Origin of the sequence: Candidatus Lokiarchaeum ossiferum (genome assembly GCA_025839675.1) — an archaeon.
GTDB lineage: Archaea > Asgardarchaeota > Lokiarchaeia > Sigyniarchaeales > Promethearchaeaceae > Lokiarchaeum > Lokiarchaeum ossiferum.
This window is the reverse complement of record CP104013.1, coordinates 2894339-2906305: the sequence shown is the minus strand read 5'-3', so window position 1 is coordinate 2906305 and position 11967 is coordinate 2894339. Positions and strand designations below refer to the sequence as shown.

12 protein-coding genes are annotated in these 11967 nt (G+C 32.7%); 6 read left to right on the top strand and 6 right to left on the bottom strand.

Features of this window, described 5'->3' with window-relative positions; genetic code table 11:
• Entirely contained in the window at positions 1–783 is a 783-nt protein-coding gene (locus NEF87_RS12225; protein WP_371801643.1) for a DUF4332 domain-containing protein, read from the bottom strand.
• A gap of 352 nt (positions 784–1135) precedes the next feature.
• Between NEF87_RS12225 and NEF87_RS12220 the strand changes: the two genes are divergently transcribed.
• Both NEF87_RS12220 and NEF87_RS12215 read left to right on the top strand, forming a co-directional pair.
• Positions 1136–1759, top strand: a complete 624-nt coding sequence (locus NEF87_RS12220; RefSeq protein ID WP_371801642.1) for an Ntn hydrolase family protein — start codon at positions 1136–1138, stop codon at positions 1757–1759.
• Between the two features lie 293 nt (positions 1760–2052).
• The gene (locus NEF87_RS12215; RefSeq protein ID WP_457920027.1) at positions 2053–2490 is read left to right on the top strand and encodes a DUF3795 domain-containing protein; all 438 of its coding nucleotides are present in this window, start codon (positions 2053–2055) and stop codon (positions 2488–2490) included.
• Positions 2491–2511: 21 nt separating this feature from the next.
• On the opposite strand, the gene NEF87_RS12210 is transcribed toward NEF87_RS12215, so the two are convergent.
• The 3 genes from NEF87_RS12210 to NEF87_RS12200 all read right to left on the bottom strand — a co-directional run bounded on the left by NEF87_RS12210 (position 2512) and on the right by NEF87_RS12200 (position 5325).
• On the bottom strand, positions 2512–3822 hold the full coding sequence (locus tag NEF87_RS12210; RefSeq protein ID WP_457920026.1) for an SLC13 family permease: 1311 nt from the start codon (positions 3820–3822) through the stop codon (positions 2512–2514).
• Between the two features lie 62 nt (positions 3823–3884).
• On the bottom strand, positions 3885–4796 hold the full coding sequence (locus tag NEF87_RS12205) for a CheR family methyltransferase (RefSeq protein ID WP_457920025.1): 912 nt from the start codon (positions 4794–4796) through the stop codon (positions 3885–3887).
• Positions 4797–4923: 127 nt separating this feature from the next.
• Positions 4924–5325 carry a hypothetical protein gene (locus tag NEF87_RS12200; RefSeq protein ID WP_457920024.1) on the bottom strand — a complete coding sequence of 134 codons (402 nt, stop codon included), beginning with the start codon at positions 5323–5325 and terminating at the stop codon, positions 4924–4926.
• Here NEF87_RS12200 and NEF87_RS12195 point away from each other — a divergent pair.
• From NEF87_RS12195 to NEF87_RS12185, 3 genes are read left to right on the top strand one after another with little or no spacing between them, the layout of a single operon-like run.
• Positions 5324–6493 carry a pyridoxal phosphate-dependent aminotransferase gene (locus tag NEF87_RS12195; protein WP_457920023.1) on the top strand — a complete coding sequence of 390 codons (1170 nt, stop codon included), beginning with the start codon at positions 5324–5326 and terminating at the stop codon, positions 6491–6493. The genes NEF87_RS12200 and NEF87_RS12195 overlap by 2 nt on opposite strands.
• Before the next feature lie 28 nt (positions 6494–6521).
• Positions 6522–6725: a uracil-DNA glycosylase gene (locus NEF87_RS12190; protein ID WP_457920022.1), complete on the top strand. Its 204-nt coding sequence runs from the start codon at positions 6522–6524 to the stop codon at positions 6723–6725.
• Positions 6726–6727: 2 nt separating this feature from the next.
• Positions 6728–7171, top strand: a complete 444-nt coding sequence (locus NEF87_RS12185; protein ID WP_457920021.1) for a DNA-3-methyladenine glycosylase I — start codon at positions 6728–6730, stop codon at positions 7169–7171.
• A gap of 16 nt (positions 7172–7187) precedes the next feature.
• Here NEF87_RS12185 and NEF87_RS12180 read toward each other — a convergent pair whose 3' ends face one another.
• On the bottom strand, positions 7188–7574 hold the full coding sequence (locus NEF87_RS12180) for an ACT domain-containing protein (protein WP_371801634.1): 387 nt from the start codon (positions 7572–7574) through the stop codon (positions 7188–7190).
• Positions 7575–7644: 70 nt separating this feature from the next.
• Positions 7645–10497, bottom strand: a complete 2853-nt coding sequence (locus NEF87_RS12175; RefSeq protein WP_457920020.1) for a hybrid sensor histidine kinase/response regulator — start codon at positions 10495–10497, stop codon at positions 7645–7647.
• A 147-nt stretch (positions 10498–10644) separates the two neighbouring features.
• Here NEF87_RS12175 and NEF87_RS12170 point away from each other — a divergent pair, with 147 nt between their 5' ends.
• Positions 10645–11946 (top strand): TIGR04013 family B12-binding domain/radical SAM domain-containing protein, encoded by a 1302-nt coding sequence (locus NEF87_RS12170; protein WP_457920019.1) that lies wholly within the window; start codon positions 10645–10647, stop codon positions 11944–11946.
• The last annotated feature ends 21 nt before the right edge of the window (positions 11947–11967 follow it).

Genomic DNA, 11967 nt, shown 5'->3' with positions numbered 1-11967 from the left:
TTAGTTTTGCTCCATTATTTTTTGTTTAATTTCCTCAATATGTTTTAAAGTTAACTTTTCAGGACAATTTTCATCATTATCCTGGATCTCTTTAACTTTTTGAAGGATTTCATCATTATTCAAAGATAAAAAATCGTTGATCCCTTCGATTTCCACTTGAAGAAATAGATTAGCAAAATAGAGATCAATTCCTTCAACTTTGATAAAATCTATTGTATTTTCTAATATATGAAAATTGTGTCGCGACATCCCGATTTTTTTTCGAAGATTTGAAATCATAGGGCTTTTTTGGACAAAGTCCTCTACTGTAAAAATTTTGAAATTCTTCAATTCACTGGCGTGATCAAATTCGACCACTGGGATCATGATAATTGGAATATTTTGTCCAAATTTTATCCGTTTTGTCATTAATTTTGAAAAATTTATCCAATTTTCAATTTTTTGAAATGTCGGAAGTTGAAGAATGATATGGTAAGTTTCTATATCAATTTCACGAAGTTTATAGAAAATACGTATCGCTTGACGGTGTGATAGTTCTTGAACTGAATTTATGTTGGCGAAATAGAGTAATTCTGCTTCTCGAGTCGTTAAATCTGGAATATGATATAGATCAATCACGTCGGCCCATTGCTTGAGCCGTTCCATATCTATCTTCGTCTGTTGGTGGATTTCTTCTAACGAAAACTTTTCAAAATCATCAATTGAACGAATCTTCATCTGCTTTTGTAATTGATTTGCATATTCTTTCCCGATGTTTTCGAATTCCTTGAGATAGGTTTTCATAATATAGATGATGTCGTATAAAGCTAAAAAGCTTTCAGCTCCTCTAAATTTATTTCTACAAATTCATATATTAAAATACAAAATATTAAACTAGAGTCTTAAGTCTACAATCGAATTCCAAGAGTAAACTAAATTCTTCATTTCACCAAAAATAACCTACAAAATCATTTTTATGGTAATATCGATAGCATTAGATTGATTAAAATATTAAATTTTTGAATTTGATTTGTGAAAAGGAATTTTTTATTCTTGAAAAGTAAACTAATATTAAATTGCAAAGGCAAAAAAAATTAAAGCAGTTTGTTATTACTTCTTTGTATAGGAATTTGAAAAAATTTCGAGATGAAAAATAATGGCTCAAATATGGATACCAGGTGCTTTCGGAGTTGCAATTAGATGCAAAGACGGTGTTGTTTTAGGTAATGACACTCGATCTACCTATGGATACACAGTGAATAATAAAAATGTTGCCAAAATCTTTCCGTTGACCAAGGACGGACGAGTTGCTATGACCTGTTATGGATTAATTGGAGATTTCCAAGCCTTAGCCCGAATCATGCAAGCTCAAGCAAATATCTATGAGATGCGAGAAGGATTTAAGATCTCGGTCCAAGCGATGGGTAAAATGGTTGCAAACTATCTCTACCAACGCAAAATGGCACCTCTTTATGTGATGATTGTCATAGCAGGTGTGGAAGAAAATGGAGATGGTCATGTTTATACATTAGATGCAGGTGGTAGTTTAACCGAAGATGATTACGGAATGGCTGGTGATTCCATGTATTTCGCCTCGGGTATGCTGGAAGCCGAATACAAACCTACCCTTACCGTTAAAAAAGGCGTGGAATTAATGAAAAAACTTCTTAAAAACGGTATGACTCGAGATGCTATGGTGGGTAGTGGAATGGATGTTATGACCATTACTAAGGATGGCACCTCTTCTGAACGTTTTTCCTTAGATGAATTAGGCGAATAAACTTTTTCTTTCCTTTCTTTTTTTTACTCCCCTTGAATGAATTTCTTGATTAAACTCGGATTTTTCAGGAATTTTATAATTTTTTTCGTGTAAACCTAAAAAATTCTTCAGTTCTAGAATTGTTGTAGATCTTTCTCAAAGATCATAATTAAATATCAATTTTTTTCTCTCTAACGTAATCTTTTTGGCCGACACAATAAATTTTCTTCTAATCTAGTAAATGTAGTGTCTCATTTCCTTAATATTATAGTTTGTAAGAAATTACTTATTTTTCATATATTGAGGGGAAAAAATTGCAAACACAGAAATATGAAAAAGTCGATATTGCCTATTGTGGGCTAAATTGCAAGGATTGTAAATCAAAATTTCAAGATATTCGAGAAACTGCTCAGCTGTTACAAGAAAAAATGGAAGCGGTAAATTTTGCTGAAATGGCTAAAGTAATTCCATTTATGAAACGAAAATATAAAGGGTATTTAAAATCAATGGAATTTTTTAAAGGAGAATGTCCTGGGTGCAGAAATAAAGGAGGAAATCCTTTCTGTGGAATTCGAAAATGTGCCACCAAACGAAGCTATTTTACCTGTGCGGAATGTGATCTCGAATATCCCTGTAAGAAATTTAATATGCTATTTCGGGTTCATATTGATAACGAAATTCAAGTATCCATTGAAAATATTAGAAATGTAGGAATCAATCAACATATTGCATCCTTAAATCCTATACTTTGAAAACTTCTTTTTTCTTTTCGGTTATAGCAATTTAAGGATAATTGCTAGCAAAATATAATATATAATGGTGATGGACACGGAGAGAACTGAAAACTTGCCCATTTCCTTCTTAAAGGATTGATAGGTTAAACTGGGTACTTTTTCTGTTTTTGCTAGCTGAATGGTAAATAATATAAAGCTGGATGCTTGTGGAACCATGTTTCCACCTATTAAAATTGCAATGGTAAGGGCAAGGATTAGAAGGGTTTGATCTACAGTATTTGTGAATGTTTCCAAAAATAATGTTGATATTATCGCTATAAATATGATGGAAGTTAAACTTTTAGAGACAAAACTTGCCAGAAGGCTACCTACAATAAGAATAATTAGCATGGCTATAATTAAATTGCCTCCAATAATGAAGCTTAAACCATCTTGGATCATACCAATTGTTCCATTCTCAACCATGCATCCGATCAAAACAAACAAGCCACAATATAAAAATAACAGGTTCCAATTGGCAGTTTTTAACACTTTATCAAATTTAATCCGCTCCACGAGTAATGTAAAAATGGTGATAAAACTTACAACCATAAAAGGCAAGATGTTAAATGCAATACATATAACCAATATAACCAAGTAAATAATTAAGCGGATAAATCGGTTCTTATTGACGATTACATATTCTGGATCCATAATGACCATCAAAATTTGAACATCTTTATCGGAAGGTGAAGGGAGTTTCTTAATAAAAAATTTATCAATCAGAAATAAACTGGTACCTAGTAGGAGAACAAAAAGAATCGAAAAATACTTGAAATACCAGCCCATATTCAAATCAAATCCCGAGGCAATGATTATACTTACAGGAGTTGCAAAAGGAGTTAATAAATTTCCAATTAAAATTGATGATGTTATACCCATTATAAATGGTTTCGTCTCGATTTTTAGAATTTTCGTAGCTCGAAATATGATTGGATTGAAAATAAGAGCAACTGACACATCTTCCATAATCCCAGAAATTAAGGCACTTGCAATACATAGTAGATAGAAGAGTAATCGGATATTTACATGGGTGATATGGATTAACTGGATCGTCATGTATTCAAACACTTTATCTTTGACCAGAATTTTAATGAAAATATCCATAAAAATGAGGAAAGTTAGTGTTTGTAGAGGAATATAGTTAAAAAAGGTATCAATGTCAACTTCAAATACCAAACTGGTGAAGAGAGCTCCAACAATAGCAAAAATCAGAATAAAAAGTGTTGCATCCCAATTTTCTTTTGAATACACCAAGATGAGCGAAAAAATCAAAAGAGCTATGAAAATCTGATTGATCACTGGGAGCATTATACAATTATTTATTTTATCACAAAATAACTTTACCCCTCAATTTTAGTCATCCCACAAAATCATGGGGTGTATTGATATAGATGTTCACGGGCATTTTCCGCGATAAAATCTGTTTTAGTATTTAGGATAAGCAGACTTTCAGTTTTTCCTAGCATCAAATATCCATTTTTGCGTAGAATTTTTGATAGATTCTGAATAACTTGCAATTGGTGGTCGCGATCAATATAAATTAATAAATTCCGGCAGAGTATCACGTCCATTGATTTGATCCATGAAGGAAGAGGTTTGAACAAATTTTGGACAAAAAATTTCACCATCCGCTTAATAGAATGCTTAATTTCAAACCAATCATCGGGTAATGGTGTAAAATAACGATCCACAAATTCTACTGGAATTCCTTTCATATACTGAGCAAAATATTTTCCATCTTTCGCCTTTTCGACAATTTTCGGTTCTACATCACACCCATAAATTTCTATTGGTGTAGTAATGCCAAGTTCTCTACGGATATCATCCAAAATCATGGCTAATGTGTATGGTTCTTGCCCTGAGCTACAAGGCGCGGAAAAAATTCTGAAAGTTTTGTCTGCTGCGAGTTTTTTTGTTTTTAATATCCTAGGAAGAATGTTTTTTCTTAATAATTCGAAAGGGGTTTTATCCCGAAACCATTCGGTAGTATGGATGGTAAGGGAATCTTTCATTTCCAATATTTCTTTAGGATTATCTTTTGCAAAATCAATATATTTCTTGTAGGATTCAATGTTCAAAAAAGAAAGGCGATGAAGAAATCTCCTCTCTAGATACTTTTTTCGATAATTTGAGAGGTCCAAATTACCTTCAAAAGTGATTAAATCTTTTAATTTTTCAAAATATTGGGTGGAATTCTCTGGATTATTATTGAAAAGGGCCTTTTTTTCTTCAATTTCTTTAAAACTCCGTTCAATTAACCTTTTTTTTGCTTCAGCATCCATTTAAAAATAATCCCATCCCACATTATCACAGCTATATTACTGTTCTAAGGGATTTTAGAGATATATGGCTTTTTTTTGGAATAAAAGCGAAAAAAATTTCGGGAAGAAATCAATAAAATAAAAAAAATTAGTTTTCGTTCAGTGAAGATTGTTCCGTTGTTTGTAAAATTTCAGTAGTTCGAATTTTTTCATAAAAATGTTGAAAAATTGTGACTACTGCCAATAAGTAGAGTCCAAAATACCCAACAATCACAAAAGGGTTGTTAGTTACTGCTAAAATTAAAAGCCCGATCATAGCCCCGATTACAGTTCCCCATACAAGACGTCGCATGTTTTTTTCATCTTCGAAAGCATTTTTTTTGTAAACAAAAATAAACCAACTATCTAAGAACACTACAAATATAAAAATCCATGACTGTTTTGTAATTACCACATCAATTATTTGAGTTTTTTTTGAGTTAAAAATTGGAATTCCCAAATTAAACCCACCAAGCTTTTTAAAATCTTCGCACCTATCATTAACCATCATGAAGGAATTAAGCCAAGCTATTTTAAATTCAAAAAAATCCAAGATCCGCAAATTATTCGATATGCTTCTAAAATCTGGATCTGATGCGATCAGTTTTGGAATTGGTCAACCTGATTTTACCTCTCCCGATTATATGAATGATGCCATTATCAAAGCTCTCCGAGAACATAAAACACAATATGCTCCTGCCCGAGGAATTCCTCAATTGCGGGAAATCATTGCTTACAAATTTAAAAACGAAAATAATATGTCCTGGGTCAAACCCGAAAACACAATTGTTACAAATGGAGGGAGTCAAGCTTTACAATTAGCCTATGCTGTCTTAACGAATCCAGGGGATGAAATGATCTTGTCCAGTCCTGCTTTTTTAAGCTATTATCATTTAGCGGATTACTATGGAATAAAATGTGTGGAAGTACCTGCCAAAAACAATTATTCTCCAGATATTGAGGGAATTAAAAATGCAATCACTCCAAAAACCAAATTTATTCTCATTAATTCTCCGAGTAATCCAACAGGGTATGCATTTTCCAAGGAAGAAATGGATGCAATAGTTGCCCTTGTATTAGAACATGATCTCTATCTTGTTAGCGATGAAGTCTATGAAAAATTCTATTTTGATGGAATGACTCATATCAGCCCTGCATCCTATGAGGGAATGAAAGATCGCACTATTACCTTAAACGCGCTTAGTAAAACCTTTGGGGCTACAGGATTAAGATTAGGTTATATTGCCGCTAGTGAAGAAATAATCATTAATATGGAAAAATATATTCAATATACAACCGCGGGAGTCAATCATCCGGTTCAATATGGTGCTATAGAAGGGCTAAAACATGTTGATCGCATGAATATTCCAGAGATAATCGAAGAATATGACCGTAAACGTCAATTTTGTGTTCGAAGATTGAAAGAAATGAAATTCATTGTAGATATGCCCAAAGGTGCTTTTTATATTATGCCTAAGTTAAACCCAGAATGGGGTATGGATGGAGATGAATTTTCGAATGCTCTAGTTCAAGAACAAAAAGTTGCTTGTGTCCCTGGCAGTGGATTTGGAAGCTATTCTAATGATTCCCTCCGCATATCTTATGCCACCAGCGATGAAAAGCTGGAAGAAGGCTTCAATCGGATTGAAAAATTCCTCCGCAATCGAAATTTCCTTTAATTTTTTTAATATAAATTAGGTGTTCAACGTGCCCGAATCAGTATGCAAATGGTATTTGATATGTCCTATCAAGTATTATACTGATAAGGGCTTATTAGACTCCACTTGGGTTAATAATTATTGTTTGGTTGCTAATTCCAAATGTGTTCGGTATCAAATGGAAAATAACGGACAAATTCATCCAGATAATATGTTACCCGATGGATCGATTGATAAAACCCTCAAGGTGTAAAAATGCCTGAATTAATCATACCTCCCCGAATAACTCCTGAAATTGATCAGGAATATTTTGAACAGATCACCAAAGCTGTATTTCAAGCCGGTTTCTCGTATAAAGTTGTTCAAAGTAAATGGGAAGGTTTTAGGAAAGTCTTTCTAAATTTTGATCCACAAATTATAGCTAAGTGGGGTGAAGATGAAATTTTTGCTGCATTAGAATCGAGTTTAATTATTCGAAATATCCGTAAAATCCGGGCCACTGTTGAAAATGCAAGAATATTTAATGAAATTGTCAGTCAATTTGGATCCTTCGCAGAATATCTGCACTCTTTAAGAAACTTAGTATATCCTGAAAAGAATAAAGAAATCTCTAAAAAATTTAAATGGCTAGGGCGCACGGGGACTTTCGTATTTCTTTATTGTGTGAATGAAGACGTTCCATCGTGGGATGAAAGATAATTTTTTTTCGACAATTTTAATGATTTATATTAAATCCGGCTTTATTTAACGCCTCTTTCGCCTTTTGGAGATCTCTACTTTTTACTAGTAGATAATCAGTGTCAAAAGTTGAAATTGTAAAAATGCTGACCTTCGCTTCTGCAAGAGGTACTGCTATTGATGCCAGAATGCCAATAAGACTGAAATATAACGGACCGTCAATCTTTAAACATCGCCAACCTAATTCAACTGTACTACAATCGGGTGAAACATCACGTTCATCTAATACGACCGATATTTCCTGGTTTGTTTGAGTTACCGAAAAGAAATGATCTTGGTTTTTTGGTTTCGGAATGTTTTCGTGAGGGGAGAGCCTGCAAATAGCATAAGTTTCTGGTAAAATAATAAGTGATAATTTCCCCATTAAACATAGTTTAGTTCAAATGGAATTTAAATGATGTTATTCCCCTAAGTGATTTCTATCTACCATTTTTTTAACAATGTTTTTCGATGATGGTTTTTAATTCCTGAATCGTGAAAGGTTTCGGAAGAACATCAATAAAACCATATTTTTCATAATTTGACATGATGGGATCATTTGAATATCCGCTGGAAACAATTGCTTTAACATTCCGATCATATGATTTAAGCCGGGAAATTGCTTCTTGTCCTCCAATCCCTCCCGGAATAGTTAAATCCATGATCACTAAATCATATTTTTCTCCCATTGAGTCTTTTTTCTTATAAATTTCTAATATCTCTTTTCCATCATAAATAGAATCGAGTTTAATTGAGAGTTTCTTGAATAAACGTTGCAGAAGCTTGTGAATGTTGGCATCATCATCTAAAACTAAAATAGATTTATTGATTTTACTCGATATTTGTTGTTCTTCATTAGCTTTAATCGTTTCTGACTCTGAAATCGGGAGGTAGAAAAAGAATGTTGTTCCCTCTTGAAGATTGGAGCGAAAATTAATGTAGCCATTATGCTGTTTGATGATGGAATAACAAGTCGCCAATCCCAGCCCCGATCCTTTAGATTTTGTTGTGAAGTATGGTTTAAATATGCTATCTTTGTGTATTGGCTTGATTCCCTTTCCTTGATCTTTAATCTCAATCAGAAGATATTTTCCCTTTTTTAGAGGTATACTTGATGATTCTTCTAACAATGTTGATTTGACTGTAATCTGAATCACTCCTCCCTCACTCATTGCATGATCGGCATTGATAAGTAAATTCATAAGAACTTGATTCATTTGTCCTGCATCAATAGCGGTTTGGGGAAGATTTGATTCAAAATTGAAAGTTGCTCGGCATTTTGATCCCCTTAAAACAAATTTTGTGGCATTTTCAACAATATCTTTCAAATTTTCACTTTTCTTTATAGGGGCTCCGCCTTTTGCAAATGTTAATAGTTGTTTTGTTAAATTAGTTGCGTTAAAAGTGCCCTGTTCAATATCGTGTAATATATCTGATTGTTCCTCATCTATTTGAGTCATTTGTAATAAATTTACGTTCCCTAATATTGAAACGAGTAGATTATTAAAATCGTGGGCGATTCCGGCTGCCAAGAGTCCAATTGATTCAATTTTATCTGCTCGTAATCGTTCTTTTTCTAATTCTAATTGATCTGTGACATCTCTAAATACTCCTAAAATAAATATAATCTTATTTTTTTTATTGCGTATAGACGTCCGATTTTCATTGACCCAAATATAGCTATTTTGTTTGTTTTTAAGCCTATATTGAATATTAATGGTATTTTCGTGTTTCTTCTCATTTAATAATTGTTTCATCTTGTTATTTACTAATTGTCGATCTTCTGGGTGAATTAATGCAAGAGAATCATTAAAATTGAGATTTAATATTTCATTTACTGTATATCCTAAATTAACTTCAATTGAGGGTGAAATAAAATCAAATTTTCTTGTTTTAAATGCAATTCGATAAATTACATCTGATGAGTGTTCCAAAACCTCCCGAAATCTTAGTTCACTCCGTTTTAACCTTCTTTCTGCTTCAGTTTGTTGATGAATGTCTCTAAGTGTACCAATTGAATAGCAAGGCTGCCTTTTTTCATCCACAATTAAAGTAAAATTGTCTTCCAACCAAAGATAATTATCTCCATAGCATTTAAACCTATATTTCATCTTCAATGGAATTTTCGAACTTGGATTTCTTCTAATTTCTTCATAAAAGTAAGTTTCTTGGTGTTCAAAATCTGTTGGATGAATTCGCGCTTTAAAATCTTGATAATTAAAACTTTCTGTTGATATTCCTGTCATTTTGGTAAAAACTGGGGAAATATACTCCACTTTGTGAGTAATGTAATTGATTCTGTACGATGCATCCAAGGCATTCTTGAGAACATCTTGAAACCATTCTTCGTTTTGTTGAAGCTTTTGTTCTGCTATTTTACGTTCTGTAATATCATTAAATATATTAACAAAATATCCATCTTCCGGTGAGTAAGAATTAACCAAAAACCATTTGTCAATAGAACTTGAATAATACTCGTAAGTAAGATTAAATTTATCGACTATAACTTTATAATAATGTTTTTTCAGTACTTTCAAATAATTTGGACTGATTTCCGATAATTTCTTACCAATCACTTCTTCACGAGATCTACCCGTTAAAATTGTAAATGCAGGATTGACATCCACATAAATAAAATCTATGGGTTCGTCATTGGCATCAAAGACTACATTGTGATAGGAGAACCCATTAACCATATTGTTGAATAGATTTTGGTATTTAAGTTCTTGTTCTTGCTTCTCTTCTTCTAATTTTTTTGTTATTATTTTTGAAACAAATATCTCTGCAATTGAGTTAACCAATGCTTGATTTTTTGGATCTAAAGTTCTTTTATGGGTAGAATTGGATAATGTAATAAACCCAAAATTTTTACCGAGATATTTCATAGGGACAATAAGGAAAGACAGTATTCCTAAATTCGTAAAAATTTGCTTCAACTTGGGAGAAGGAAAATTAAATTTGCTCGTTTGTGCTACAAAAAGTGGATTTATCAGTAGGTTATTCTGAAAGATTTTTTCCGATAAAATTGCATGTTCAAATACTTGTTTGGTTGATTCTACTGATTTATCGTGCCATTCAAAAACTAGGCTGTGGTTGTTATCCTCATTTGGAATAATCACATGGCATGTATCAACTTTTGTAAACTTACCTATAATTTCTAATGATTTTTCGATGTTTTCATCAACAAGATCAAAGGGACAGCTTATAAATAGAGAAGAGATCTTTGAAATAATTGCTTGCATGCCAATTCTTTGTTCAAGAATTTTTGCTGAGTTTGTTAATTCTTCCGAAAGATTCAGGTTAGCCATCTCTTTTTTCAATAATCATGATGTAAAACCGTTGCATACTTTTAAGGAATCCTTATTAGAAACTTATTAAGAAGCATTCCAGTTTTAGTTTTTTTCTCCAACAGTCTCTTCAAAAATTCTTTATTTAAGGAATGGTTTGGATTTCATGTGATCAAGAAAGGATTGGTATTATTTGGGTATGACAAACCAAACCGGTATTCATGGAGCATTTTGATGGGATATTTAGAAAATAATTCCCAGCTGATGGAAAACTACGATTTTATTGCTTTACCGTTTCAACTTTATAAATCTCCTCAACATTCTTCAAAAATTAAGGAAATTCCATTTCAAAACTATGATTTTGTAGTTCTAGCTTTTTCGTTGTTGTCAATTCAAATGAATCAATTTAAAGAGTTTAGTAAATCCACTCCATATTTTTTCAACCAATTTCATCCAAAAATCTTTACGGTGGCAGGAGGTCCTCATGTAACGGCATCACCTCAAGAATTTCAAAACCTTAATGTTGATTTCCTTATTCCAGGGGAAGGTGAAATTGGATTTTCTCAATTATTACATACTTTATATAATGCTTCACAAGATCTCCTTAACTATCCTATGCTAAATGGGGTGATCCAACTGAAACCTCAATATTCACCTGGATTACCTGCAAAAATTATTGAATTAGGGGTCACTCCCTCATTTTCAGAGAAATTCCGTCTCTTTGGACCCATTGAAATTTCTCGAGGATGTCCTTATCGATGCAAATTTTGTCAAACAGGGTGTTCCTCAAATAAAATGCGACATGTTCCCATTCAAACCATTCTTCAAAATGTTAAAAGAGCGTCCGAAATAAAATTTGATAAAGTATGGTTTTTAACACCCAACGCATTTGCATACGGTTCTCCAAATGGAATTACACCAAACATAGAAGCGGTACAAGAATTACTAACTGGAATTTCGCAAAAAAATTCTATTAAAGGCATATATTTTGGTACTTTTCCAAGTGAAGTTAGGCCTGAATCTGTAACTCGGGAAATGCTGGAAATTGTCACACCTTTAATGACAAATCGAAAATTATTGATTGGGGCTCAAACTGCTTCCAATCGTCTCTTGAAATCAATAGCAAGGGGACATAACATCGAAGATGTCATCACCGCTGTCGATCTTATGGATGAATTTGGGATAGGTGCAGAAATTGATTTCATTTTTGGGTTACCTGGTGAGATTGAGGAAGATATTCAAGCGAATATTTCATTTTTTAATCAAGTTCTGACTAACAAGGTGAAAAATGTCCGCATTCATACCCATACTTTTATGCCTCTCCCTGGGACACCTTTTGAAAATGAAAATCCAGGAATTATTGATCCTAGAATTTCACATATTATTGGAAAATTGGCAAAAGCAGGTAAAGCTTATGGCGAATATCAAGCGCAAGCGGGATTAGTTAAAACTCGATATGATCAAAAGTAAATTTTTTTCTAATTAGTTTTT

Coding starts and splice junctions, on each gene's coding strand:
- NEF87_RS12200 (WP_457920024.1), bottom strand. CDS start 5,325: ATGATGGTTAATGATAGGTGCGAAGATTTTAAAAAGCTTGGTGGGTTT.
- NEF87_RS12210 (WP_457920026.1), bottom strand. CDS start 3,822: ATGCTCCCAGTGATCAATCAGATTTTCATAGCTCTTTTGATTTTTTCG.
- NEF87_RS12195 (WP_457920023.1), top strand. CDS start 5,324: ATGAAGGAATTAAGCCAAGCTATTTTAAATTCAAAAAAATCCAAGATC.
- NEF87_RS12225 (WP_371801643.1), bottom strand. CDS start 783: ATGAAAACCTATCTCAAGGAATTCGAAAACATCGGGAAAGAATATGCA.
- NEF87_RS12180 (WP_371801634.1), bottom strand. CDS start 7,574: ATGGGGAAATTATCACTTATTATTTTACCAGAAACTTATGCTATTTGC.
- NEF87_RS12220 (WP_371801642.1), top strand. CDS start 1,136: ATGGCTCAAATATGGATACCAGGTGCTTTCGGAGTTGCAATTAGATGC.
- NEF87_RS12185 (WP_457920021.1), top strand. CDS start 6,728: ATGCCTGAATTAATCATACCTCCCCGAATAACTCCTGAAATTGATCAG.
- NEF87_RS12175 (WP_457920020.1), bottom strand. CDS start 10,497: ATGGCTAACCTGAATCTTTCGGAAGAATTAACAAACTCAGCAAAAATT.
- NEF87_RS12205 (WP_457920025.1), bottom strand. CDS start 4,796: ATGGATGCTGAAGCAAAAAAAAGGTTAATTGAACGGAGTTTTAAAGAA.